General features: G+C 72.0%; 24 protein-coding genes. 10 read left to right on the forward strand and 14 right to left on the reverse strand.

Annotated features, from left to right (window positions below; genetic code table 11):
- The first annotated feature begins 10 nt into the window (after positions 1-10).
- Positions 11-1,705: an LCP family protein gene (locus tag ACZ4V6_RS25695; protein ID WP_467831663.1), complete on the forward strand. Its 1,695-nt coding sequence runs from the start codon at positions 11-13 to the stop codon at positions 1,703-1,705.
- A 618-nt stretch (positions 1,706-2,323) separates the two neighbouring features.
- Here ACZ4V6_RS25695 and ACZ4V6_RS25700 read toward each other — a convergent pair.
- The gene (locus ACZ4V6_RS25700; RefSeq protein WP_467831665.1) at positions 2,324-3,361 is read right to left on the reverse strand and encodes a glycosyltransferase family 2 protein; all 1,038 of its coding nucleotides are present in this window, start codon (positions 3,359-3,361) and stop codon (positions 2,324-2,326) included.
- A 138-nt stretch (positions 3,362-3,499) separates the two neighbouring features.
- Here ACZ4V6_RS25700 and ACZ4V6_RS25705 point away from each other — a divergent pair, with 138 nt between their 5' ends.
- On the forward strand, positions 3,500-5,011 hold the full coding sequence (locus ACZ4V6_RS25705; RefSeq protein ID WP_467831667.1) for an LCP family protein: 1,512 nt from the start codon (positions 3,500-3,502) through the stop codon (positions 5,009-5,011).
- A gap of 12 nt (positions 5,012-5,023) precedes the next feature.
- Here the strand turns inward: ACZ4V6_RS25705 and ACZ4V6_RS25710 are convergent, their stop codons facing one another.
- Positions 5,024-6,310, reverse strand: a complete 1,287-nt coding sequence (locus tag ACZ4V6_RS25710) for an LCP family protein (RefSeq protein ID WP_467831670.1) — start codon at positions 6,308-6,310, stop codon at positions 5,024-5,026.
- 120 nt (positions 6,311-6,430) lie between these two features.
- Between ACZ4V6_RS25710 and ACZ4V6_RS25715 the strand changes: the two genes are divergently transcribed.
- On the forward strand, positions 6,431-6,997 hold the full coding sequence (locus tag ACZ4V6_RS25715) for an acyl-CoA thioesterase (RefSeq protein WP_467831674.1): 567 nt from the start codon (positions 6,431-6,433) through the stop codon (positions 6,995-6,997).
- Positions 6,998-7,063: 66 nt separating this feature from the next.
- Here ACZ4V6_RS25715 and ACZ4V6_RS25720 read toward each other — a convergent pair whose 3' ends face one another.
- Positions 7,064-8,221, reverse strand: coding sequence for an acyl-CoA dehydrogenase (locus tag ACZ4V6_RS25720; RefSeq protein WP_467831676.1), 1,158 nt, complete (start codon positions 8,219-8,221; stop codon positions 7,064-7,066).
- 181 nt (positions 8,222-8,402) lie between these two features.
- Here ACZ4V6_RS25720 and ACZ4V6_RS25725 point away from each other — a divergent pair, with 181 nt between their 5' ends.
- A complete protein-coding gene (locus tag ACZ4V6_RS25725) occupies positions 8,403-9,746 on the forward strand; it encodes a UDP-glucose dehydrogenase family protein (protein WP_467831679.1) in 1,344 nt (447 codons plus the stop codon).
- 135 nt (positions 9,747-9,881) lie between these two features.
- On the opposite strand, the gene ACZ4V6_RS25730 is transcribed toward ACZ4V6_RS25725, so the two are convergent.
- The gene (locus tag ACZ4V6_RS25730) at positions 9,882-10,388 is read right to left on the reverse strand and encodes a CGNR zinc finger domain-containing protein (protein ID WP_467831681.1); all 507 of its coding nucleotides are present in this window, start codon (positions 10,386-10,388) and stop codon (positions 9,882-9,884) included.
- Between the two features lie 92 nt (positions 10,389-10,480).
- On the opposite strand from ACZ4V6_RS25730, the gene ACZ4V6_RS25735 reads away from it, so the two are divergent.
- Together ACZ4V6_RS25735 and ACZ4V6_RS25740 are read left to right on the forward strand one after the other, a co-directional pair.
- On the forward strand, positions 10,481-10,852 hold the full coding sequence (locus tag ACZ4V6_RS25735; protein ID WP_467832004.1) for a VOC family protein: 372 nt from the start codon (positions 10,481-10,483) through the stop codon (positions 10,850-10,852).
- A 28-nt stretch (positions 10,853-10,880) separates the two neighbouring features.
- Positions 10,881-11,273 carry a VOC family protein gene (locus ACZ4V6_RS25740; RefSeq protein ID WP_467831684.1) on the forward strand — a complete coding sequence of 131 codons (393 nt, stop codon included), beginning with the start codon at positions 10,881-10,883 and terminating at the stop codon, positions 11,271-11,273.
- 11 nt (positions 11,274-11,284) lie between these two features.
- On the opposite strand, the gene ACZ4V6_RS25745 is transcribed toward ACZ4V6_RS25740, so the two are convergent.
- A complete protein-coding gene (locus ACZ4V6_RS25745; RefSeq protein ID WP_467831687.1) occupies positions 11,285-12,415 on the reverse strand; it encodes a dipeptidase in 1,131 nt (376 codons plus the stop codon).
- Positions 12,416-12,522: 107 nt separating this feature from the next.
- Positions 12,523-12,879 carry a MerR family transcriptional regulator gene (locus tag ACZ4V6_RS25750; RefSeq protein WP_467832007.1) on the reverse strand — a complete coding sequence of 119 codons (357 nt, stop codon included), beginning with the start codon at positions 12,877-12,879 and terminating at the stop codon, positions 12,523-12,525.
- A gap of 67 nt (positions 12,880-12,946) precedes the next feature.
- Here ACZ4V6_RS25750 and ACZ4V6_RS25755 point away from each other — a divergent pair, with 67 nt between their 5' ends.
- Positions 12,947-14,089, forward strand: a complete 1,143-nt coding sequence (locus tag ACZ4V6_RS25755; protein ID WP_467831690.1) for an alkene reductase — start codon at positions 12,947-12,949, stop codon at positions 14,087-14,089.
- On the opposite strand, the gene ACZ4V6_RS25760 is transcribed toward ACZ4V6_RS25755, so the two are convergent.
- Genes ACZ4V6_RS25760 through ACZ4V6_RS25770 form a run of 3 tightly spaced genes read right to left on the reverse strand, consistent with a single transcriptional unit; the run spans position 14,038 to position 16,891 of the window.
- On the reverse strand, positions 14,038-15,216 hold the full coding sequence (locus ACZ4V6_RS25760; RefSeq protein ID WP_467832009.1) for a dipeptidase: 1,179 nt from the start codon (positions 15,214-15,216) through the stop codon (positions 14,038-14,040). The two genes, ACZ4V6_RS25755 and ACZ4V6_RS25760, sit on opposite strands and share 52 nt — an antisense overlap.
- Positions 15,217-15,230: 14 nt before the next feature.
- The gene (purE, locus tag ACZ4V6_RS25765) at positions 15,231-15,755 is read right to left on the reverse strand and encodes a 5-(carboxyamino)imidazole ribonucleotide mutase (protein WP_467831693.1); all 525 of its coding nucleotides are present in this window, start codon (positions 15,753-15,755) and stop codon (positions 15,231-15,233) included.
- Entirely contained in the window at positions 15,752-16,891 is a 1,140-nt protein-coding gene (locus ACZ4V6_RS25770; RefSeq protein WP_467831696.1) for a 5-(carboxyamino)imidazole ribonucleotide synthase, read from the reverse strand. Before ACZ4V6_RS25770 ends, purE begins: the two co-directional genes overlap by 4 nt.
- 164 nt (positions 16,892-17,055) lie before the next feature.
- Between ACZ4V6_RS25770 and ACZ4V6_RS25775 the strand changes: the two genes are divergently transcribed.
- On the forward strand, positions 17,056-17,637 hold the full coding sequence (locus ACZ4V6_RS25775; RefSeq protein WP_467831698.1) for a GtrA family protein: 582 nt from the start codon (positions 17,056-17,058) through the stop codon (positions 17,635-17,637).
- On the opposite strand, the gene draK is transcribed toward ACZ4V6_RS25775, so the two are convergent.
- Together draK and ACZ4V6_RS25785 are read right to left on the reverse strand one after the other, a co-directional pair.
- Positions 17,634-18,905, reverse strand: a complete 1,272-nt coding sequence (gene draK / locus ACZ4V6_RS25780; protein WP_467831701.1) for a two-component system sensor histidine kinase DraK — start codon at positions 18,903-18,905, stop codon at positions 17,634-17,636. The two genes, ACZ4V6_RS25775 and draK, sit on opposite strands and share 4 nt — an antisense overlap.
- Before the next feature lie 35 nt (positions 18,906-18,940).
- Positions 18,941-19,618 carry a response regulator transcription factor gene (locus tag ACZ4V6_RS25785; RefSeq protein WP_077798502.1) on the reverse strand — a complete coding sequence of 226 codons (678 nt, stop codon included), beginning with the start codon at positions 19,616-19,618 and terminating at the stop codon, positions 18,941-18,943.
- A gap of 548 nt (positions 19,619-20,166) precedes the next feature.
- On the opposite strand from ACZ4V6_RS25785, the gene ACZ4V6_RS25790 reads away from it, so the two are divergent.
- Positions 20,167-21,705: a peptide MFS transporter gene (locus ACZ4V6_RS25790; RefSeq protein ID WP_467831703.1), complete on the forward strand. Its 1,539-nt coding sequence runs from the start codon at positions 20,167-20,169 to the stop codon at positions 21,703-21,705.
- A 70-nt stretch (positions 21,706-21,775) separates the two neighbouring features.
- Here ACZ4V6_RS25790 and ACZ4V6_RS25795 read toward each other — a convergent pair whose 3' ends face one another.
- From ACZ4V6_RS25795 to ACZ4V6_RS25805, 3 genes are all read right to left on the reverse strand, one after another.
- Positions 21,776-22,135 carry a hypothetical protein gene (locus ACZ4V6_RS25795; RefSeq protein WP_467831706.1) on the reverse strand — a complete coding sequence of 120 codons (360 nt, stop codon included), beginning with the start codon at positions 22,133-22,135 and terminating at the stop codon, positions 21,776-21,778.
- A 275-nt stretch (positions 22,136-22,410) separates the two neighbouring features.
- Positions 22,411-22,977, reverse strand: coding sequence for an ATP-binding protein (locus tag ACZ4V6_RS25800; RefSeq protein ID WP_467831708.1), 567 nt, complete (start codon positions 22,975-22,977; stop codon positions 22,411-22,413).
- 188 nt (positions 22,978-23,165) lie between these two features.
- Entirely contained in the window at positions 23,166-23,543 is a 378-nt protein-coding gene (locus tag ACZ4V6_RS25805) for an STAS domain-containing protein (protein WP_467831710.1), read from the reverse strand.
- Positions 23,544-23,794: 251 nt separating this feature from the next.
- Here ACZ4V6_RS25805 and ACZ4V6_RS25810 point away from each other — a divergent pair, with 251 nt between their 5' ends.
- Positions 23,795-24,709, forward strand: coding sequence for an RNA polymerase sigma factor SigF (locus ACZ4V6_RS25810; RefSeq protein ID WP_467831712.1), 915 nt, complete (start codon positions 23,795-23,797; stop codon positions 24,707-24,709).
- Positions 24,710-24,711: the final 2 nt, after the last annotated feature.

The raw sequence follows: 24,711 nt of genomic DNA on the forward strand, positions 1-24,711 counted from the left end.
GGAGAGGGACATGACGCAGAGTGGTGTGCGCGAGGAGGGGACGAGGCGCGGTGCCGTCCGGCACGGCCGGAGCGCGGGGGCCACCCGGCAGAGCGTCCCGGGCGAGGAGGGCACGGGCGACGGGGGCGGCACAGGTGCGGGACACGGGCGCGGCCGGCGCTCCGGGCGGCGGCGGCCAGGGCGCGGACACCGTGCGCTCCGATGGTCCGCGACGACGCTCGCGGTCCTGATACTCGGCACGGCCGGCGCCGGATACCTCTACTACCGGCACCTGAACGGCAACATCGAGAAGGGCGAGCGCAACAGCGGCGACTCGAAGGCGCACAAGACCGAGCCGAACGCGGCCGGGCAGACCCCCCTGAACATCCTGCTGATCGGCTCCGACAGCCGCGCCTCCGACGCGAACGTGGCGCTGGGCGGCGGCAAGGACCACCGCGACAACCCGCCGCTGGGCGACGTCCAGATGCTGATCCACCTGTCCGCGGACCGTGAGAGCGCGTCGGTGGTCAGCATCCCGCGCGACACCCGGGTGGACATCCCCGAGTGCACGGACCCGGACACCGGCAAGACGTACCCGGCGACCAACACGATCATCAACGAGTCACTGGGCCGCGGCGGTGCCGGCTGCACCCTGGCCACCTGGCAGAACCTCACCGGTGTCTACATCGACCACTGGATGACCATCGACTTCGCGGGCGTGGTGCGGATGGCGGACGCCGTCGGCGGCGTCGAGGTGTGCGTGAACCAGAACGTGCGGGACCACCCGACCCCCCAAGTGCCCGGCGGCTCGGGCCTGGAGCTGACGGCCGGCCCGCACAAGGTGAAGGGCGAGCAGGCGCTGCAGTGGCTGCGCACCCGGCACGCCTGGGGCAGTGACCTGATGCGGGCCCGGGCTCAGCACATGTACATGAACTCGATGATCCGCACGTTGAAGGAGCAGAACGTCTTCACCGACACCGGCCGGCTGATGGACCTGGCCGAGGCGGCCACCGAGTCCCTGGCGGTCTCGGAGGAGATCGGCACGCCCAAGAAGCTGTACGACCTCGGGATGCAGCTGAAGACGGTGCCGGCGGACCGCATCACCATGACGACGCTGCCCACCGTCGAGGACTTCCAGGACGAGAACCACCGGCTGCCGGACGGCGAGAACGCCGAGAAGGTCTGGGCGATGCTCCGCGACGACGTCCCCTTCGACGACAAGGGCGGCAAGGGCGGCAAGAACGGCGGCGCCGAGGACACGGCCGCCGGCGGGAAGGACTCGCGAAAGCCCTCCGGGGGCTCCGCCGCACCCGACGCGGAGATCGGCGTCCTGGTGCAGAACGCCACCGGGTCCGACACCCTCGGCCCGGTCGGCGGCCGGGCGACGACGATCGCGCAGGCGCTGGTGCGGGCGGGGTTCACCAAGGCGACGACGGACACCTCGGCGGCGGGCTCGGAGAAGAGGACGGTGATCCGCTACCCGAGCGCCGAACTGGAAGGCGATGCCCGGCGGGTCGCCGAGGCGCTGGGCGTCCCGGTGAGCGCGGTGAAGAAGTCGACGGACGTGTCCGGAGTCACGGCGGTCATCGGCGCCGACTGGCGCGAGGGCACGGCCTACCCGAAACAGAAGACGCCCGAGGCCGGAGAGCTTCCCGAGAACAGCGACGCCCTCAACGGCGCCGACTCCGGCAAGTGCATGGACGTGTACGAGCCTTACCGCTGGTAAGCGCCGACCGTGCGCAACCGGTCCTCCTCGGGACGGAAAACGGTCATCGGCACATCGACACACATCCCGGAAATGGGTTCGATGCCCCGATGGCCGCCGACGTCCACCCCGGGAGGCCATGCCCCTGCGCAAGAAGCTCGCCGCCGCCGTCCTCCCGGCGCTCGCTCCGCTCGTCCCCCTTGGCCACGGACGCCGGCGCGACGGCCCGGAGCGGTGCGGCCGGTCCGTCCGGATCCGCCGGCGGCGGCCGGTACGAGGGCAGCGGCTCCTGCACGAAGTACGCCGGGCCGGTCTGCGTCCACGCGCCCGGCACGTGCGTCCACCCGCACACCGAGGTCCCCGGCCACGAGTGGTGGAGCTTCGCCCTGGGCTGCGACCGACCCGGCCGTTCCGAGACGACCGCCAGGACACGGCGTACCGGGTCGTCCACGTGGGTCACGGACACCGGCTGCCACCGCTACTGCGCCGGGCCCGTGCGCGGGCCGGCCGCGGGATCCCGCGTCGACCGGTACGGCAGCCACCTGGACGGCGGCGCGTGCTGCTCGGGGAACGCGACGAACCGCGGCCGACGTCCGTCGTCGTCACGGCGGGGCCCGGACAACGCGCCGGGCCCCGTCCTCACGTCCCGCTCTCCGCGCCGACGACCGCCGGGCGCCGCGAGGCGATGACCCGCTTCGCCAGCGACCGCGGACTGGTGAGGAAGCCGAAGCCCCACGACATGTGCATGGTCGCCAGCGCCACCGGGATCTGCGCCCGGGCCTTCAGCCCGAGCCCCTTGCCCGCCGGGAGCGATCCCGCGACGATCGCGGCGAGGTAGCCGCCGGGTACGACGAAGCCCCACGGGGTCAGCGCCGCGCCCACCACGACACCGGCGGCGATCGCGCACACGGCGGTCGGCGGGGCGAGGTAGCGCAGGTTGATGGAGCCGGAGTGGTAGCGCGCGACGACGTGCCGCCAACGGCCGTAGTCCTTGTACTGCTTGGCCAGCGCCCGCACGGAGGGCCGGGGCCGGTAGGACACCTTCAGCTCGGGCGAGAACCAGATCAGGCCGCCGGCCTCACGGATGCGGAAGTTCAGCTCCCAGTCCTGAGCGCGTATGAACTCCTCGTTGTACCCGCCCTGCCGCTCCAGCGCCTCGCGGCGGAACACGCCCAGGTAGACCGTCTCGGCCGGACCCGCCTGGCCGCCCGTGTGGAAGGCGGCGTTGCCCACGCCGATCCTCGACGTCATCGCGGCGGCGACGGCGTCCTCCCACGCGTTCTCGCCCTCGGCGTGCATGATGCCGCCCACGTTCTGCGCGCCGGTCTCCTCCAGCAGCCGTACGGCCGTGGCGATGTAGTTCGGCGACAGCATGCCGTGGCCGTCGACGCGGACGACGACGGGATGGCGCGAGGCCTTGATCGCGGCGTTCAGCGCGGCGGGCGTACGGCCGGTCGGGTTCGGCACCGTGTGGACGCGGGGGTCCTCGGCGACGAGTTCGGCGGCGATCTCGTCCGTACGGTCCGTGGACGGACCGAGGGCGATCACGACCTCCATCTCGCCGGCGTACTCCTGGGCGAGGATGGCGCGGACGGCGCCGCGCAGGTGCCGCTCCTCGTTGAGGACGGGCATGATCACGGAAACGGCGGGCGGCCGCACGTCGGACTTGGCGTTCATCGGTGCTCACGTTACCGCGAACGGGGGACACGGGTGCGCGCCGCGGGGGCCGCGGCCCCGGGCAGCAGATCGTATGGGCCTACGGTGCTCACGGATCCCACGTCCGGCCCCAGGCCCCGCCCCCGCGGAGGTGTCACCTTGCCCACGCCGCCCCGCTCCCCCAGGGTTCCGGCATCGCCCCCACACGGCGGCCCCCCGCCGCAGCGCACCCGTCCGCGGCCCTCCCGCCGCCCCGCGGGGCCCGCCGTACGGAGGAAGAGGCCGCGCTGGGCCATGCGGGCGGTGACCGCGCTGTCGGTGGTGGTGCTCGCCTCCGCCGGGATCGGGCACGCGGTGCTCTCGGGTCTGGGCGCCGACATCGCCCGCGTCGACGCCTTCCGGGACATGAAGAACCGTCCGCGGGGCGGCGGCGGCATGAACGTCCTGCTGGTCGGCACCGACGGCCGCGACCGCATCAGCGAGGAGGAGCGGCGGAAGTACCGGCTCGGCGGCGCCCCCTGCCACTGCACCGACACGATCATGATCGTGCACATCTCGGAGGACCGGGAGCGGGCGAGCGTGGTCAGCCTGCCGCGCGACTCCTACGCCATGACGCCCGACCACACCGACCGCACGACCGGCGAGCGCCACCGGGGACACCCGATCAAGCTGAACGCGGCCTACGCCGAGGGCGGCCCCCAGCTGACCGTCGGCACCGTCGAGAGAATGACCCGCGTGAAGATCGACCACTACCTGGAGGTCGACTTCACCAGTTTCATGAAGACCGTCGACGTCCTCGGCGGCGTACGGATCTGCACCGTCCAGCCGCTCAAGGACAGCTACACCGGACTCGACCTGCCGGCCGGCACCCACGAGCTGACCGGCGGACAGGCCCTCCAGTACGTCCGCGCCCGCCACCTCGACGGGGCCTCGGACCTGAGCCGGATGAAGCGCCAGCAGCGCTTCCTGGCCGCGCTGATCGACCGGGCGACCTCCTCCGGGCTCCTGCTGAACCCGCTCAAGTTCCGTGACGTCACGCAGGCGGTGCTGGGCTCGGTACGGGCCGACGAGGGCTTCGGCACCGACGAGCTGATCGCCCTCGGGCGGGCGATGCGGAACTTCTCGCCGTCCTCGTCCGAGTTCACCACCGTGCCGATCGGGCAGATGGGCTACGCCGTCGAGGGCGTCGGCTCGACCCTCAGGTGGGACCCCGCCGAGTCGGAGCGGATCTTCGACGCCCTGCGCGAGGACGAGCCGCTGGCCCCGCACGGCACGGGGGCCGAGGGCCCGGCGCCGGTACGGGTGCCGGTCGACCCGAGGCAGATCCGGGTCCAGGTGGAGAACGGCACGCACACCGCCGGGCTCGGCAGGCGCGTGGACGACGCCCTGGCCGCGACCGGCTTCCTCACCACCCGGGCGCCGGTGAACGCCGCCGACCGCGCGGTCGCGCGGACCGTGGTCGCCTTCGACCCCCGCTGGGACAACTCGGCGAAGTCGCTGGCCGCCGCCCTGCCCGGCAGTGAACTCAGACCGGTCCCGGGCCAGGGGCCGACGCTGAGGGTGATCGCGGGCGCCGACTTCCGGCAGGTGGTGAAGGTGGGGCCGGCGGACCCGCCGCAGGAGTCGGGCGCGGTGGTGCGCGGCGACGAGGTGGTGTGCGGGAAGCGGTGACCGGCTGCGGCCTCAGGTGCCGGAGACGGTGACCTCGTCGTCGTTCCTCAGCTGCTCCACCAGCTTCTTCACCTTGGCGTCGTCCCACTTGAGGTTGCCGCCCACGCTGCCCGAGATGGGCATGTTCATCGACGTGCCGTCGCCGCCGCTGACGCTCTTCATCGCCCAGAACATCCCGGCCAGGTCGAACAGGCCCATGTCCTTGTCGACGATGAGGGAGTCCAGGCCCGCGCCCATGGTCGGGTACAGCGCGAACGGGTTCAGCACGGTCGACGGGGTGGCCACCTGGCCCGCCAGGGCGGAGAGGAACTTCTGCTGGTTCTTGGTGCGGTCCAGGTCGGAGCCGGCCAGCGCGTACCGGGTGCGGACGAAGGCCAGGGCCTCCTCGCCGTTCAGGGTCTGCTTGCCCTTCTTGAGGTCGGCGCCGGACTTCTTGTCCTTGATGTCCTGCGGGATGTCGATCTCGACGCCGCCGACCGCGTCCACGATGTTCGCGAAACCGGCGAAGCCGATCTCCACGTAGTGGTCGATGCGCAGCCCGGTGTTGAACTCGACGGTGCGCACCAGCAGCTCGGGGCCGTCCTCCGCGTACGCGGCGTTCAGCTTCACGTGCCGGCCCGTGCCCTCGTACTTCTTGCCGGACTCGGAGCCGACGAAGCTCGGGATCTCCACGTCGGAGTCGCGGGGCAGCGAGACCAGCGTCGACCCGTTGTCCCCGGTGTGGAGGATCATCATCGAGTCGGTGCGCTTGCCCTCGGCGGAACCGGTGTGCAGGTCCTTCTTCTGCTCGTCGGTCATGCCCTCGCGGCTGTCGGAACCGACGATCAGGTAGTTCGTGCCCTCGCCGGCCTCGGGCCGGTCGATGACCTTGGACAGGTCGACCTCGCGGTTGAGCTTGGAGTCGGCCCAGAAGTAGGTGCCGACGGTGGTGACGACCAGGACGGTCACCACCGTGATCGCCGTCCACTTGATCCGGCGCCGCCAGTCCGGCGCGGGACGCGGACCGCCCGGGCCGGGCCCGGCGGGGCCGCGGCCGCCGGGGCTGCCGTAGACCTGGCCGGTGTTGTAGCCGCTGTCGTACCCGTCCTGGCCGCCGTGGCCCCGGCCGTCGACGTACGACGGCTGCTGCGGCACCCCGCCCCCGTACGGCGGGGCGGCCTGGCCCGGGCCGGGCGGCGGCACCGCACCGCGGCGGACCTGACGCATCACGCGGGCGCTCTCGGGCCGTGCGCTCGCGCTGCCGCGTCCGTACCGGCCGGCGCGGCTGTCACCGGGTCGCCCCTCGGGCCAATCATTCATGCGGACCAGTGTGCCGGTCCGCCCCACGGGCCGTACAAGGGCCGTCGGAAAATAGGGTCGGCGCTGTTGCGAAGCTGACACAAAACAAGGCACCCGTCGCTCCGGCATAAGGTGGAGGTCATGACAGACCAGGCAGAACAGGCCTCGGCCGCGCGGTCGGCGGCCCCGGAGATCCCGGGCAAGCCGACCTCGGCGTCCCGCACCACCCTCAGCCACATCATGACCCACAGCGACACCAACCTGCTGGGCACGGTGCACGGCGGAGTGATCATGAAGCTGGTGGACGACGCGGCGGGCGCCGTGGCCGGACGGCACTCCGGCGGTCCCGCCGTGACCGCGTCCATGGACGAGATGGCGTTCCTCGAGCCGGTCCGCGTCGGCGACCTCGTCCATGTGAAGGCCCAGGTCAACTGGACCGGCCGCACCTCCATGGAGGTCGGCGTCCGGGTGCTCGCCGAACGCTGGAACGAGTCCGCCCCCGCCACCCAGGTCGGCTCGGCCTACCTGGTCTTCGCCGCGGTGGACGCCGACGGCAAGCCCCGCACGGTCCCGCCGGTCATCCCCGAGACCGAGAAGGACAAGCGCCGCTACCAGGAGGCCCAGATCCGCCGCACCCACCGTCTGGCCCGCCGCCGGGCGATCATGGAACTGCGGGAGCGCCGGATCGCGGAGGGCTTCGACGACTGAGCGCCCCGCGTACGCCGAAGGGCGCCCGGGACTCCGGTCCCGGGCGCCCTTCGCGCGTGGGGGGCGTTACGGCAGGTTGCGCGCCATGACGATGCGCTGGACCTGGTTGGTGCCCTCGTAGATCTGCGTGATCTTGGCGTCGCGCATCATGCGCTCCACCGGGTAGTCACGGGTGTAGCCGTAGCCGCCGAGCAGCTGGACGGCGTCCGTGGTGACCTCCATCGCCACGTCCGAGGCGAAGCACTTGGCGGCGGCGCCCAGGTAGGTGAGGTCGGCGTCGCCGCGCTCGGAGGCGGCGGCGGCCTGGTAGGTCAGGGCACGGGCGGCCGAGATCTTCATGGCCATGTCGGCGAGCATGAACTGGATGCCCTGGAAGTCGGCGATCGGCTTGCCGAACTGCTTGCGCTCCTGGACGTAGCCCTTGGCGTAGTCGAGGGCGCCCTGGGCGATGCCGAGGGCCTGGGCGGCGATGGTGATGCGGGTGTGGTCCAGCGTCTTCATCGCGGTGGCGAAGCCGGTGCCCTCCTCGCCGATCATGCGGTCGGCGGGGATGCGGACGTTGTCGAGGTAGACCTCGCGGGTCGGGGAGCCCTTGATGCCGAGCTTCTTCTCCGGGGCCCCGAAGGAGACGCCCTCGTCGGACTTCTCGACGACGAACGCGGAGATGCCCTTCGAGCGCTTGGCCGGGTCGGTGACGGCCATCACCGTGTAGTACTCGGAGACGCCCGCGTTGGTGATCCAGCGCTTGACGCCGTTCAGCACCCAGAAGTCGCCGTCGCGCACGGCCCTGGTCTTCATGCCGGCCGCGTCGGAGCCCGCGTCGGGCTCGGAGAGGCAGTAGGAGAACATGCCGTCGCCCTTGGCGAGCGGGGTCATGTACTTCTTCTTCAGCTCCTCGGAGCCGGAGAGGATCACCGGGAGCGAGCCGAGCTTGTTCACGGCGGGGATGAGGGAGGAGGACGCGCAGACACGGGCCACCTCCTCGATGACGATCACCGTGGCGAGGGCGTCGGCGCCCGCGCCGCCGTACTCCTCGGGGACGTGCACGGCGTGCAGGTCGTTCGCGGTCAGGGCGTCGAGGGCCTCCTGCGGGAAGCGGGCCTCCTCGTCCACCGCGGCGGCGTGCGGCGCGATCTTCGCCTCGGCGAGCGCGCGGACGGCGTCGCGGAGCATGTCGTGCTCCTCGGACGGGCGGTACAGGTCGAAGTCAGCCGATCCGGCCAAGGTCTCTCACGCTCCAAAACGCTGTGATGCTGGGCACGCTAACTACCGTTAAGTAACCCAAATTTTAGAACGCCGCCCGTGTCCGTGGATAGGTGAGGTTGACGACAGCCGCCCAAGGGCTCCCCCCGGCTCCCCGGCTATGCTCGGGCGCGCACCTCAGCCGTACACCCCTGGAGCACCCATGGCCCTCAAGATCACCGTGATCGGCACCGGCTACCTCGGCGCGACCCACGCGGCGGCCATGGCCGAACTCGGTTTCGAGGTGCTGGGCCTGGACGTGGTGCCCGAGAAGATCGAGATGCTCCAGCGGGGCCAGGTCCCGATGTACGAGCCGGGTCTCGAGGAACTGCTGCGCGGGCACGTCGCCGGGATCGAGGGGTCCACCGGCCGGCTGCGCTTCACCACCGACTTCGCGGAGGCCGCGGCCTTCGGCGACGTGCACTTCCTGTGCGTGAACACGCCGCAGAAGCACGGCGAGTACGCCTGCGACATGTCGTACGTCGAGTCCGCGCTGGCCTCGCTCGCGCCGCACCTGCGCGGCCCCGCCCTCGTCGTCGGCAAGTCGACCGTGCCCGTGGGCTCCGCCGACCGGCTGGCCGCCTACCTCGCCGAGCACGCGCCGGCGGGCGACGACGCCGAGCTGGCCTGGAACCCGGAGTTCCTGCGCGAGGGCTTCGCCGTCCAGGACACGCTGCGACCGGACCGGATCGTGGTGGGGGTGCGCAGCGAGCGGGCCGAGAAGCTGCTGCGCGAGGTGTACGCCACGCCGATCGCCGGGGGTTCGCCGTTCGTCGTCACCGACTTCCCGACGGCCGAGCTGGTGAAGACCGCCGCGAACTCCTTCCTGGCCACCAAGATCTCCTTCATCAACGCGATGGCGGAGGTCTGCGAGGCCGCCGACGGCGACGTCGCCAAGCTGGCGGAGGCCATCGGGCACGACGACCGGATCGGACGGAAGTTCCTGCGGGCCGGGATCGGTTTCGGCGGCGGCTGTCTGCCGAAGGACATCCGGGCGTTCATGGCGCGCGCCGGTGAGCTGGGCGCCGACCAGGCGCTGACGTTCCTGCGCGAGATCGACTCCATCAACATGCGCCAGCGCGGCCAGATGGTCGAGCTGGCCCGGCAGGCGCTGGGCGGCGGCCCGTTCCTGGGCAAGCGGGTCGCGGTGCTCGGCGCCACCTTCAAGCCCGACTCGGACGACGTGCGGGACTCGCCCGCGCTGAACGTCGCCGGGCAGATCCACCTCCAGGGCGGGCAGGTGACGGTGTACGACCCGAAGGGCATGGAGAACGCCCGGCGGCTGTTCCCGACGCTCGGCTACGCCGGCTCGGCGCTGGAGGCGGTGCGGGGCGCCGACGCCGTGCTGCACCTGACGGAGTGGCGGGAGTTCCGCGAGCTGGACCCGGAGACGCTGGGCGAGGCCGTGGCGGCCCGGGTGATCCTCGACGGACGCAACGCCCTGGACCCGCAGGCCTGGCGGCGGGCCGGGTGGACGTACCGGGCGATGGGCCGGCCGACGGCCTAGGCGTGCCGTTCGGACCGGGCCCGGCAGCCGCGCGGCGCGAGGGCGCCGGTTCGGCCGGGGCTCGGTCGGCCGGACCGGCGACCGTCCGCGTTCCGCCCCACCGGGCCGCGCACGGTCCGGTGAACGTCCTGTGCCTCACGCCTCCTTGGCGCGGTACCGGCGCATCTTGGCCCGCGCCCCGCACACCTGCATCGAGCACCAGCGTCCGCGTCCGGCCGGGCTGCGGTCGTAGTACGCCCAGTGACAGTCGGCGGCCTCGCACGCCTTGAGGCGGCCCCAGGTGCCGGCGACCAGCGCCTCGGCGACGGCGGCGGCGACGCGGGCGAGCAGGGATCCGGCGTGGGCGGGGACGAGGGCGGCGGAGCCGTCGGCCGCGTCGACCGCCACGACCAGCGGGGCCCCGGCCAGCAGCCCGCCGAGCGGGACGACCGCGCGGTGCGGCGGGTGGCCGGCGTGCGCGAGCAGGGCCGCGCGCAGGGACTCGCGCAGATCGCGCGCGTGCGGCACCTCGTCCTCCGTCAGGCCGAAGCGCGCCCGGCCCTCCGGCGTGCCCAGCGAGTCGGCGCCCGTCTCCAGGTCCAGCGTGTTCACCAGGGCCTCGACCAGTTCCAGGCCGCCCGGTGCGGGCGATCTCCCACTCATGCTTGCGACGTTACCTCCCATGGGGGAGCATGCAGTAACCGTTACCGGTTACCCGCACCGTGAAGGTAACCACCGGCTTCAAGGAGGAAGTCATGGCCGTGGCCGAACTCGGCGTCGTCGTCCTGGACTGCCCCGACCCCCGCGCACTGGCCCGCTTCTACGCCGGCGTGCTCGGCGGCACCGTCGAGGTCCAGAACGACGGCCGGGACGAGTGGGTCGACCTGAAACTGCCGGACGGGAAGGCGCTGGCCTTCCAGGCCGCCCCCGACCACGTACCCCCGAAGTGGCCCGGGAGCGACGGCGCGCAGCAGTTCCACCTCGACCTCGACGTGAAGGACCTGGACGCGGCCGAGAAGGCCGTGCTGGAACTCGGCGCCCGTCCGCTGGACGCCGAGGACCGGTCCCGCTCGTTCCGCGTCTACGCCGATCCCGCCGGGCACCCGTTCTGCCTCTGTGCCGGCTGACCGCACCCACCACACCGGGAGGAACCCCATGGCACCCGTGGCACGTTTCCGTTCCGTCGTCGTCGACTGTCCCGACCCGCGTGCGCTGGCCCGCTTCTACGCGCAGGTCGCGGGCGGCACCCCCGAGGAGGAGGACCCCGACTGGGTGGTGCTCCAGGTGCCCGGAGGGCCGCGCCTGGCCTTCCAGCGGGTGCCGGACCTCACCCCGCCCCGGTGGCCGCGCTCCGACCGCGACGCCCAGCAGTTCCACCTCGACCTCGACGGCGGGGCGACCTGGGAGGAGATGGACGCGGCGCACGAGAAGGTGCTCGCGCTGGGCGCCCGGCCGCTGGACCTGGAGGACCGGGAGAAGAAGGACTTCATGGTGTACGCCGATCCGGCGGGGCATCCGTTCTGCCTGTGCCGGATCGAGCACGCCTGACGTCGTGGTGCTCAGCCGTCGAGCGCGGCGATCGTCGCGCTCGACGGCCGGCGCCGCAGCTGTGCCGCACGGGCGGTGAAGGCCGCTTCCCGCAGCACGCGCTGCACGTTGCCCCAGGTCAGCAGCGCGACATCCGCCTCGTCCCAGCCGCGGCGCAGCAGCTCGGCGACGAGGCGGGGGTAGCAGGAGGCGTCAGCGAGCTCCTGCGGAGGGGTGGCGCCGGTGTCGTAGGTGCCGGAGAGGCCGACACCGCGCGGACCGGCGACGGTGCGGACGTGGTCGAGGTGGTCGGCGACGTCGCGGACGGTCGGGCCGGTCTGCTCGGCGGCCAGCGGCACCATGCACAGCCCCCCGGCCGCACCCAGCTCGGCGAGCAGGTCGTCGGGGAGGTTGGCCGGGTGCGGGCGCAGGGCGCCGGCGGCGGAACGGGTGCACAGCGCGGGCGCCTTGGAGACGGCGAGGGCGTGGCGGACGGTCCGGGCGCCGGCGCCGGAGAGGTCGGCCACGACACCGAGCCGGTTCATCTCGCGGACGACCTCCTCGCCGAACCGGGTCAGCCCGGCCTCGCCCGCCCAGGAGGCGCCGGTCAGCGTGAGCACCCGCAGGCCGAGGGCGTGCAGGGAGCGCAGGATGCCGAGGCTGTCGCCGAGCGCGGCGGCCGTGGCGGGGCCGGGCAGCACCGCGACCCGGCCGCAGTTGCGGGCGTCGATGAGCTGTCCGGCGTCGTACGCCAGCCGGAGGCCCTCGGGGTGGGCGCGGACGACCGTCCTGACCAGGTCGAGCCGCTCCAGGGCGGCGCCGACGGCCCGGTCGCCGTCGGTGCCCTCGGGCGGGTGCAGCGACCAGAACAGGGCGCCGACGTGCCCTTCGCGCAGCCGGGGCACGTCGGTGCGGACACCGCTCTCGCCCAGCTCCAGGTCGTACCAGGACAGGTGCTCGAGCGCCCGGGACAGCCCGCAGCAGCCGTCGGCGACGGGGTGGGCGGCCAGCACGGCGCGGGCCCGGGCCAGCGGCTCTTCGTCGGGGTCGCAGGCGGGCGCGTGGGGCTGGGGCGGGAAGGCCTCGTCGGGCAGCGGCACGGGCAGGTCGTCGAGCTCGCCGGCCTCGGTACCGGTGTGCAGGTCGTCCTGGAGGTCTGCCATGACGGGGCTCCGTACGGTCGTCGTGCGTTACGGCCACCGTCACACGGAGCAGGTGGGGCTTCCTGGTGGGTGGGGCGTTCGGGGGTACGGGCGCCCGGGGCCCGCGCTCAGCCGCGGGCCGCCTCGATCACCTCGTCCAGGGTGTCCCGGGAGCGGAGCAGGTCGGTGATGGTCCGGTCGATGCGGGCGCGCTCCTCGGTGAGGTCGGCGACCAGCTTCGGCGTGGCGACGGCCGAGGGGCCGCCGTCCCCGTCCCGCATGCAGGGCAGCAGATCGGCGATCTTGCTGCTGCACAGCCCCGCCGCGTACAGCTCCTGGATGCGGATGACCCGGTCGACGGCCGCCTCCGCGTACTCGCGGTGCCCGCCGGGCGTGCGCTCGGCCGCGAGCAGCCCCTGCTTCTCGTAGTAGCGCAGCGAGCGTTCGCTGACACCGGTGCGCCGGGACAGTTCGCCGATCCGCATCGTCTCCCCCTGGGAGTGGAGTCCGGGACTTGATTCTGACATCAGTGTCAGGTTCTAGCGTACGGGCATGACGAACTCCACGGAACTCCTCGCCCCCGTGTCCCTCGGTCCCCTGACCCTCGCCAACCGCCTGCTGATGGCCCCGCTGACCCGCAACCGGGCCGAGGCCGACGGCACCCCCACCCCGCTCATGGCCGAGTACTACGCCCAGCGCGCCTCGGCCGGCCTGATCATCGCCGAGGCCGCGACACCGAACGCGGTCGGGCAGACCTACCCGAACATCACCGCGATCCACACCGCGCGGCACGTGGCGGGGTGGCGGCGGGTCACCGACGCGGTGCGCGCGGCCGGGGGCGGCGGGATGTTCCTCCAGCTCCAGCACGGCGGCCGGGTCGGGCACCCCGCGACCAGCGGACTGACGCCGGTGGCGCCCTCGCCCGTGCCGCTGCCCGAGACGATCTTCACGCCGGGCGGGCACCGGCCGGCGGTGGTGCCCCGGGAGATGACCGCCGAGGACGTCCGCACCACCGTCGCCGACTTCGCCCGGGCCGCCCGCAACGCGCTCGACGCCGGATTCGAGGGCGTGGAGGTGCACTCCGCCAACGGCCATCTCCTGCACCAGTTCCTGGCCCGCAACACCAACCTGCGCACGGACGGCTACGGCGGCTCCGTGGAGGCGCGCATCCGGTTCACGGCCGAGGTGACCGAGGCCGTGGCCGCCGGGATCGGGGCCGACCGGGTGGGGCTCAGGGTCTCCCCCGGCAACACCGTCAACGGCATCGCGGAGGGCGAGACGGAGGAGATCTACCCGGCGCTCGTCGAACGGCTCGGCGGGCTGGGCCTCGCCTACCTGCACCTGGTCTTCGCCGACCCCGGGGCCCCGGTGTTCCGGAAGATCCGCGCCGGGTGGCCGGGGACGCTGGTCGCCAACCCGGTGCTGGAGGAGATCTCCGGCCCGGCGATCGAGACGGCGTCCGCGCGGCTGCTCGAGGCCGGGGCCGACCTCATCGCCCTCGGCAGGCCGTTCCTCGCCAACCCCGACCTGGTGACCAGGCTGCGCCTGGGCGCACCCCTGAACCAGGTGCGGGAGCGCTACCTGATGTACGTGGGCGGGGCGACCGGCTACACCGACTACCCCGCCCTCCCCGAGGAGACGGCTCAGCCGTCCAGGTCCGCCGGCGTCGCGTTGGACGGCCCCCGCGTCGCCTGAAGCCCGCGGGCCACGTCCTCGGCGTCGCCCAGCACCCGGACCGCGTTCTTCCAGGTCAGCTTGGCCAGGTCGGCCTGGGACCAGCCGCGGTCGAGCAGCTCGGCGACGAGGTTCGGGTAGCCCGAGACGTCGTCGAGGCCGGCCGGCGTGAAGGGCGTGCCGTCGTAGTCGCCGCCGATGCCGAGGTGGTCGACGCCGGCGACCTCGCGCATGTGGTCGAGGTGGTCGGCGACCGTGGAGACCGTGGCGACGGGGCGCGGGTTGCGCTCCTCGAAGGCGTGGTGGACCTTCATCGCCTCGGGGCCGGCGTCGAGGTGGTGGAAGCCGTGCGCGCGCATGTTCTCGTCGGCGGCGGCCGTCCAGTCCACGGCGGCCTGGAGCACGAACTTCGGCACGAACGTCACCATCGCCACGCCGCCGTTGGCGGGCAGCCGCTCCAGCACGTCGTCCGGGATGTTGCGCGGGTGGTCGCAGACGGCGCGGGCGGAGGAGTGCGAGAAGATCACCGGCGCGGCGGAGGTGTCCAGCGCGTCCCGCATCGTCGTCGCGGCGACGTGCGAGAGGTCGACCAGCATGCCCTCGCGGTTCATCTCCCGCACGACCTCGCGGCCGAAGGCCGACAGACCGCCGACGCGGGGCTCGTCGGTCGCCGAGTCCGCCCACGCCACGTTGTCGTTGTGCGTGAGGGTCATGTAGCGCACCCCGAGCGCGTACAGCGCCCGGAGCACGGCGAGGGAGTTGTCGATGGAGTGGCCGCCCTCGGCGCCCATCAGCGACGCGATACGGCCCTCCGCGCGGGCCGCCTCCATGTCGGCGGCGGTCAGCGCGGCGCGCAGGTCCTTCGGGTGGCGGGCGATCAGCCGCCGTACGCAGTCGACCTGCTCCAGCGTCGCCGTCACCGCGCCCGGCAGGTCCGAGCGGACGTACACCGACCAGTACTGCGCGCCGACGCCGCCGGCCCGCAGCCGGGCGAGGTCGGTGTGCAGGTGGGCGGACTGGTCCTCGGCGATGTCACGGGTGTCGAGGTCGTAGCGCACCTGCTCGCGCAGGGCCCAGGGCAGGTCGTTGTGGCCGTCGACGACGGGGAACTCACCGAGCAGCTCCCGGGCCCGGTCCAGCGAGGTCATCCGCGTCACTTCCGTCACTTCCCGAAGCCGAAGCCGGCCGCGGAGCCCGCGACCTTGTTGCGCAGCCGCTTGCCCTTCTCGGTGGCCTGGTCGTTGAGGTCCTGCTGGAACTCGCGCATCCGGGCGAGCAGCTCCTCGTCGTGGGCGGCGAGCATGCGGGCGGCCAGCAGGCCGGCGTTGCGGGCGCCGCCGACGGAGACCGTGGCGACGGGGACGCCGGCCGGCATCTGCACGATGGACAGCAGGCTGTCCATGCCGTCCAGGTACTTCAGCGGCACCGGCACGCCGATGACCGGCAGCGGGGTGACCGAGGCGAGCATGCCGGGCAGGTGGGCGGCGCCGCCCGCGCCCGCGATGATCGCCTTCAGCCCGCGGCCGGCGGCCTGCTCGCCGTAGGCGATCATCTCGTGCGGCATGCGGTGCGCGGAGACGACGTCGACCTCGTAGGCGACCTCGAACTCGTCGAGGGCCTTGGCGGCGGCCTCCATGACGGGCCAGTCGCTGTCCGACCCCATGACGATGCCAACAACAGGGCTCATTCGGTGATGGTGCCTCTCAGGTAGCCGGCTGCGTGGCGGGCGCGCTCCAGCACGTCGTCCAGGTCGTCGCCGTAGGTGTTCACGTGACCGACCTTGCGGCCGGGCTTCACGTCCTTGCCGTACATGTGGATCTTCAGCTGGGGGTCGCGGGCCATGCAGTGCAGGTACGCGGAGTACATGTCCGGGTAGTCGCCGCCGAGGACGTTGACCATGACCGTCCACGGTGCGCGCGGGCGCGGGTCGCCCAGCGGCAGGTCGAGGACGGCGCGGACGTGGTTGGCGAACTGCGAGGTGATCGCGCCGTCCATCGTCCAGTGGCCGGAGTTGTGCGGGCGCATCGCGAGCTCGTTGACCAGGACGCGGCCGTCGCGGGTCTGGAACAGCTCGACGGCGAGGTGGCCGACGACGCCGAGTTCCTTGGCGATGCCGAGGGCCATCTCCTCGGCCCGCAGGGCGAGGTCCCGGTCCAGGTCGGGGGCGGGCGCGATCACCGTGTCGCACACGCCGTCCACCTGCCGGGACTCGACGACGGGATAGGCCACCGCCTGGCCGTGCGGGGAGCGGACGACGTTGGCGGCCAGCTCGCGGACGAAGTCGACCTTCTCCTCCGCCAGCACGGGCACGCCGGCGCGGAAGGGCTCGGCGGCCTCCTCGACGGAGCCGACGACCCACACGCCCTTGCCGTCGTAACCGCCGCGGACCGTCTTGAGGACGACCGGGAAGCCTTCGCCCTCGGCCGCGAAGGCGGCCACGTCGGCCGGATCGCTCACGATCCGGTGCCGCGGACAGGGCACGCCGATCTCGACGAGCTTCGCTCGCATCACCCCCTTGTCCTGGGCGTGGACCAGCGCGTCGGGCCCGGGGCGCACGGGGATGCCGTCCGCCTCCAGAGCCCGTAGATGCTCGGTCGGTACATGTTCGTGATCGAAAGTGATCACGTCGCAGCCCCTCGCGAACGCGCGCAGCGTGTCGAGGTCGCGATAGTCGCCGATGACGACATCGCTGACGACCTGCGCAGCGGAATCCTGAGGGGTGTCACTGAGAAGCTTGAACCTGATGCCCAACGGGATGCCCGACTCGTGTGTCATACGAGCGAGCTGACCCCCGCCGACCATGCCGACTACCGGGAACGTCACACCCCTAGCGTATCGGCCGCGCGGGGCCCACCGGTCTACCGGCCGTTTCCCGGCGGTCCCCCGGCCCCTCGCCGTGCGATACCCGTGCCCGCAGGAAGATCGCGTACCCCGGTGGTTAGCATGACTGGATCGACGCCGAACGACGGACGGGGGCCTGCACGACCATGGGACATGGTTCCTCGGGTGCCCGTACGGCTCCCCCGGCGCCCTCCGCGCCCCGGGACGGCCTGCGGCAGCGGCTCGACCGGCTGGTCCGTGAGGCGCTGAAGTTCGGCGCGGTGGGCGGCGCCGGCGTGCTGGTCAACCTCCTCGTCTTCAACCTGGTCCGGCACGTGACCGACCTCCAGGTGGTGCGGGCGAGCATCGTCGCCACCGTCGTCGCCATCGTCTTCAACTACCTGGGCTTCCGCTACTTCACCTACCGGGACCGCGACAAGAGCGGCCGCACCCGTGAGATGTCGCTGTTCCTGCTGTTCAGCGCGGTCGGCCTGGTGATCGAGAACGGCGTGCTCTACACCGCGACGTACGGCTTCGGCTGGGACAGCCCGCTGCAGAGCAACGTCTTCAAGTTCCTCGGCATCGGCCTCGGCACGCTGTTCCGCTTCTGGTCGTACCGCAGCTGGGTCTTCCGCACGATGCCCGCGCCCCGGCCGAGGGCGCGGCAGGACCCCTTCGTGGAGCCCGGCCGCCCGACGGCGGTGCGCGAGGCCGACGGCACCCCCGCGGTCGACCGCCGACGCGGCTAGCGCACCGTCGGCCCCTCGTCGGGCGACGACTTCTTCGGCGGCGTCCGGGACAGGAACAGGCCGAAGACGGGGGGCCTGGGCTGGAGCAGCTCCAGGCGGCCGCCGTCCGCCTCGGCCAGGTCCCGGGCGACGGCCAGGCCGATGCCCGTCGAGTTCCGCCCGCTGATCGTGCGCTCGAAGATCCGCGCCCCCAGGTCGGCCGGGACGCCCGGCCCCTCGTCGGTGACCTCGACGACCGCCTGGTTGCCCGTGACCCGGGTCCGCAGGGCCACCGTGCCGCCGCCGTGCATCAGGGAGTTCTCGATCAGCGCGGCCAGCACCTGCGCCACCGCGCCCGGTGTGCCCACGGCCGTCAGGTGCCGCTTGCCGGAGCTGACGATCGCCCGCCCCGAGCTGCGGTAGGCGGGACGCCACTCGGCGATCTGCTGCTGGATGACGTCGTCCAGCTCGAAGGTGACGGCGGAGCCGCTGCGCGGGTCGCGGGAGTTCGTCAGCAGCCGGTCCACGACGTCCGTCAGCCGTTCCACCTGCGACAGCGCGATCGTCGCCTCCTCCTTCACCGTCTCCGGCTCGTCGGTGAGGGTGATCTCCTCCAGCCGCATGGACAGCGCCGTCAGCGGCGTGCGCAGCTGGTGGGAGGCGTCGGCGGCCAGACGGCGTTCGGCGGTGAGCATCCGGGCGATGCGCTCGGCCGAGGCGTCCAGCACGTCCGCGACGCGGTCCAGCTCGGGGACTCCGTAGCGCTTGTGCCGGGGGCGCGGATCGCCGGAGCCGAGGCGTTCGGCGGTCTCGGCGAGGTCGGTCAGCGGGGAGGCGAGGCGGTTGGCCTGGCGGATCGCCAGCAGCACCGCGGCGATCACCGCGAGCAGCGCCACCAGACCGATGATCAGCAGGGTCCGGCCGACCTCCCGGGTCACCGAGGAGCGCGGTTCCTCCACGAGGACCGTCTCGCCCTCCTCGCCGGTGGCCCTGCCGCGGATGACGTCGCCCTCCGGCTTGCTGCCGACCTCGATGACCGGCTCGCCGGGGATGCGGATCACGGCGTACCGGGCGTCGGCGACCTGCTCGCGCAGGAAGCCCGCGTCGACGGACCCGGTGCCGAGCAGCCGGCTGTCCACGATGCTGGCCAGCCGCACCGCCTCCAGGTCCACGCGTTCCTGGGCGGTGGCGCTGATCGTCCGGGCCTCGACGATGACCAGGGAGACGCCGAAGACGGCGATCACGACGAGCACCACGGCGAGCGTGGACTGGATCAGTCGGCGGCGCATGTTCCCCTACGTACCCGCGTACGGCCCCTGGGGGCTCAGTTCTTCTCGAAACGGAAGCCCACGCCGCGCACGGTGGCGATGTAGCGGGGGTTGGCCGCGTCGTCGCCCAGCTTCTTGCGCAGCCAGGAGATGTGCATGTCGAGGGTCTTCGTCGACGACCACCAGGTGGTGTCCCAGACCTCGCGCATCAGCTGGTCGCGGGTGACGACCCGGCCGGCGTCGCGCACCAGGACCCGCAGCAGGTCGAACTCCTTGGCGGTGAGCTGGAGCTCCTCGTCGCCCATCCAGGCGCGGTGCGACTCGACGTCGATGCGCACGCCGTGCGTGGCGGGCGGCTGCTGGGGCTCGGCGGCACCGCGCCGCAGCAGGGCGCGGACCCGGGCGAGCAGCTCGGCCAGCCGGAAGGGCTTGGTGACGTAGTCGTCCGCCCCGGCGTCCAGGCCGACGACGGTGTCCACCTCGTCGGCGCGGGCGGTCAGGATCAGGATCGGTACGGCGTGCCCTTCGGAGCGCAGCCGGCGGGCGACCTCCAGTCCGTCCATGCCGGGCAGCCCGAGGTCCAGCACCACCAGGTCGATGCCGCCCTGCATCCCGGCGTCGAGCGCGGTGGGTCCGTCCTCACGCACCTCGACCTCGTACCCTTCCCGGCGCAGTGCGCGGGCCAGCGGCTCCGAGATGGACGCGTCGTCCTCGGCGAGCAGTACACGGGTCATGAGCTGATGGTAGTCCGCTCGGAGCAGCGTCCGGGGCGTGATCGACGCGGGGGCCCCTCACCTCCGGACACGCCGGACGGGCGCCGCACCCGTGTGCGGGGCGGGCCGTCCGGCACGCCCCGCCGCCCCGGTCGCGGGCCTGCGGCTGTGGGATGCCATCCTGGGATGGACCTTCGAAAGACCGTCCGCGGTTCCGTCTCCGCCTGTGATCCGTGTCTCAAGTCCTTCCATACCGGGCGGTGTCCTGCCGTATGGTGAATCAGCGCCTGTAGCACCCAGAGGACCTTTGGCGGCAGTTCGACGCTGAAGGTCTCTTTCGCGTGCGGGCCGGTCCACGGCCGGCCTTGAAAGGAATGACCTGTGGCCGGGCCTCATCGCGTGCAGTGAAGCGCGCGGAGGCGTGGATCCCGGTGGTCGCCGTCCATCGCTCCGTGATCCGGGGCGGAATCCCTCGGGCGTGGGGTCGGACGGGCGAGGCCGCCGGTGCCGGCTGCCCCCCACCGGGCGCGCATCGCCTCATGAGCGCGTCCCGACAGCAAGGAACGACCATGGCGTCCAGCCTGACGAAGGACTCGGTCCGCCCGGGCACCCCCGGTTCCGAGAAGACCTTCTTCGGCCACCCCCGCGGACTGGCCACTCTCTTCATGACCGAGATGTGGGAGCGTTTCAGCTTCTACGGCATGAGGGCCCTTCTCGTCGTCTACCTGCTCTCCGGCGGCCCTGACGCCAAGGACGGCAGCATGGGCGGCGGTCTGGGCATGGACCTGGCCACGACTACGGCGATCTACTCCGTCTACCTGTCGATGGTCTATCTGCTCGCCATGCCGGGCGGCTGGCTCGGCGACCGCGTCTGGGGCCCCCGCAAGACGGTGGCGGTCGCGGCGGTCACGATCATGGCCGGGCACCTCGTGCTGGCACTGCCCGGCGGTCAGGGTCCGTTCTTCGCCGGCCTGGCGCTGGTGGCACTGGGCTCCGGCCTGCTGAAGGCCAACATCTCCACCATGGTCGGCCACCTGTACGACGGCCCGGACGACCCACGCCGTGACGGCGGCTTCACGATCTTCTACATGGGCATCAACATGGGTGCCTTCTTCGCTCCGCTGATCATCGGCACCGTCGGCCAGAAGGTGAACTGGCACATCGGTTTCGGTCTCGCCGCCGTCGGTATGGCCATCGGCCTCGTCTCCTTCCTGATCGGCACCCGCAACCTGAGCCCCGAGAGCAACGTCGTCCCGAAGCCGCTGGCGGCCGAGGAGCGCCGCGCATGGCTGCGCAAGGGCCTGATCTGGCTCATCGTGGCGGCCGTCTTCTACGGCATCGTCGGCTTCACCGGTCACTTCACCCTGAACTGGGCGATGATCCCGCTCACCGTGATCGGCCTGATCATCCCGGCGGGCGTGCTGTTCCGGATCAAGCGGGACAAGGAACTGTCCGCCGTCGAGCAGTCGAAGATGACGGGCTACATCTGGTTCTTCGTCGCCGCCGCCGTTTTCTGGATGATCTATGACCAGGGTGGTTCCACGGTCCAGGCCTTCGGCGAGACCCAGGCATCCGACTCGCTGCTGGGCTTCAGCTTCCCGTCCTCCTGGTACCAGTCGCTGAACCCGGTGTTCATCATGGCGCTGGCGCCGGTGATGGCCTGGGTGTGGCTGTGGCTGAGCCGCAAGGGCAAGGAGCCGAGCACGGTCGCGAAGTTCGCCGCCGCCCTGTTCTTCGTCGGCGTGTCGTTCTTCTTCTTCCTGCTGCCGCTGGGCATGGCCTCCGACGGCACCAAGGTGACCCCGATGTGGCTGGTCGGCATCTACCTGATCCAGACCGTCGGTGAGCTGTGCATCTCGCCGGTCGGCCTGTCGGTGACCACGAAGATGGCCCCGGCCAAGTACGCCAGCCAGATGATGGGCGTGTGGTTCCTCGCGGTCACCGCTGGTGACTCGGTCACCAGCCTGCTGTCCAACTCGGCCGTCGGCGGAGTGGATCTCAACGGCAGGGGCGCCGTGGCCGTCGAGGCCGTCCTCGCGCTCATCGCCGGTGTGGCGATCTACATGTACCGCCGTAAGGTCAAGTCACTGATGGGCGACGTGCGCTGATCCCGTCCAGGGCCGTGAGAGGGCCGTCGCACCGAGGGGTGCGACGGCCCTTTCGATTTCGGCCCGGCCGTCAGGCCTCGGTCTGCACCGACCAGGACCGGGCGAAGCTGCTGAAGCCACACATCACGGTCGACTTCTGGCCCGGCTTCTTCCAGGGCCCGTAGAGCACCACCGGGATCTCGTGCGGGTTACCCCGGCCCCGGACGACGTCGCACACCAGCTTCACGCGGTGCTTGCCGACCCTCTTGCCGGAACGGGTCTTCTGGCACGACGACGTGGCCTTGGGCCGCCCGAGGTCCAGATGCGCCTCGGCTTTGCACGTGCGGCGGGCACCCGCCGCCTGGGCCGGCGTCGCCGTCACCAGGCCCGTCCCGGCCGCAGCGAGTACGGCGGCCACGACGCCGCCCACGATCTTCTTCCCCCGGACCATCCGCACTCTCTTCTCTTTTTCGACACACGAGCACGGCTGGTCGTCCGCGCACGCCAGGTCGCGCCTGTCGTCATGTCACCGGGCGGTCGCCCGGGTGGTCGACAAGACGCTAGACGAAAGCTGATCTGCGAGACAAACAGCACACCGAGCACGGAGCGGAAGAAAGAGGAATTAGAGGAATTAGCGGGTCGGGCGCGGCAGGGCGGCCCGGGGGCGGACGTGCGTCGGGGCGGCGGGCCCACGGCCCGCCGCCCCGACGTCGCGAGGTGGGCGTGCTACGCCGGCGCGCCCAGTTCCGCCCACACGCGCTTGCCCGCGACCCCCGGCGTCCGGACGACGCCCCAGTCCAGGCACAGCCGCTGCACGATGAACATGCCGTGGCCGCCGGGGCGGCCCGCGCGGTGCGGGGTGCGGGGTGCGGGCTGGCCCGCGCCGCGGTCGGAGACCTCCAGCCGGATCACCTTCTTGTCGCAGGTGATCGACAGCTCGTCCGGCCCCTCGGCGTGCAGGCACGCGTTGGTGACCAGCTCGGAGACGACGAGGAGCACGTCCTCCGCGGCGGCGCGCTGGTCGGCGGTGGCGGAGGGCAGCCAGCCCCACGCGTACAACGCCTGGCGGGTGAAGTCGCGGGCGAGCGGGACGACGCCGCTCTGGTCGTCGAAGCTCAGTCTGCGGACCTGGCGGCCGGCCACGGCCGCGGAGGCGGGCACGCCGGTCCCAGGAGCGGGCGCGCCGCCTCCCACGGGCCCACCGGCACCGGGCACGTCCTCCTCGGACGCCCCGGAAGCGCCGCTGGGCTCCGGACCGCGGTCGCCCGGCGAGTAGGGCCGGGTGGTGCTCATCAGCGCTTCACCTCACCGATTCACCAGTTCACGTTTCAAAGTCGTACACAGTCACAGTCACAGTCAGGAGTCTCCTGCCCGACCGGACCGGCGGAACACCCCTGTATTCGCCACGAAACACGGGACGGGGTGAAAACGCCGGCACCAGAGGCCGCACGAGACCCGTCGCCGCGCCCGCGGGCGACGGCTCAGCCGGACGCGTCCGACAGGGCCGCCTCGAGCGTGTCATGGAGGGTGAAGACCGCTTCGGCCCCCGTGATCTCGAACACGCGCGCCACCACCGGCCGCATGGCCACGAGATGGACTCCGCCCCCCGCGGCCTCCGCCTTCAACCGCGCGCCGAGCAGGACGTTGAGTCCCGTGGAGTCGCAGAACTCCAGGCGCGAACAGTCGACGACGAGCCGGTTGAAACCCTTGGCGAGGCATTCCTCCAGTGGCTCGCGCAACAGATCGGCGGTGTGGTGATCCAACTCACCCGCCGGGGTCACGACGGCACTGGGGCCCTCTTCGCGCACCTCGACCAGAAGCCGGCCCGACTGTGCGCTACCGACCGTCCCGCGGTCCATGCCGTCTCTCTCCCGACGTCGTGTCTCCCTGCTGACGCCCTCGAACACTACGCCTTCCTGCGGCGGTCCGTCACCCGAACAACTGCACACAAACGGACATACCCGCACAGAACACACTTGCGGTGGGCTCGGTAAACCCGGTAGGGCTAGAGGAACACGTACCCGACACGGCCGGCTTTGGAGGCGCCGCACACCGCACAGTGCACGCAATCGGCTTCGGCAGCCGTATGCCGAGAACGATGGAGGACACCATGTCACCCCGGCTCGACGGATCGCGTACCCAGGAAGCGACGTCGACACTCCCTCCGGAACAACTGGATCCCATCGAGCACCCTGACGTTGCCGTCGACCACGACGGCACCCTCGCCGGGCTCCCGGACATCCCCGCCTACGACGAGGTGACTCCGGCAGACGCCCGAGCCCTGTCGAAGACCCTCTTCGAGCGACTGGAGTCGCTGGAGGAAGGCACCGGCGAGTACTCGTACGTGCGCAACACGCTCGTCGAGCTCAACCTCGCCCTGGTCAAGTTCGCCGCCTCCCGCTTCCGCTCCCGCAGCGAGCCGATGGAGGACATCGTCCAGGTCGGCACCGTCGGCCTGATCAAGGCGATCGACCGCTTCGAGATGTCGCGCGGTGTCGAGTTCCCCACCTTCGCGATGCCGACCATCATCGGCGAGATCAAGCGCTTCTTCCGCGACACCTCGTGGTCCGTGCGCGTCCCGCGCCGGCTGCAGGAGCTGCGGCTCGACCTGGCCAAGGCCGGTGACGAGCTGGCCCAGCGCCTCGACCGCGCCCCGACGGTGTCCGAACTGGCCGAGCACCTCGGCCTGTCCGACGACGAGGTCGTCGAGGGCATGGCCGCCTCCAACGCCTACACCGCCTCCTCGCTGGACGCCCAGCCGGAGGAGGACGACGCGGAGGGCGCGCTCGCCGACCGCATCGGTTACGAGGACCACGGGCTCGAGGGCATCGAGTACGTCGAGTCGCTCAAGCCGCTGATCGCCGAACTCGCGCCCCGGGACCGGAAGATCCTGTCCCTGCGCTTCGTGGCGGGCATGACCCAGTCGGAGATCGGCGAGGAGCTCGGCATCTCCCAGATGCACGTGTCCCGGCTGCTGTCGCGGACGCTGGTACGGCTGCGCAAGGGGCTCACGGCCGAGGACTGATC

Source organism: Streptomyces sp. NPDC029152, from assembly GCF_055564355.1.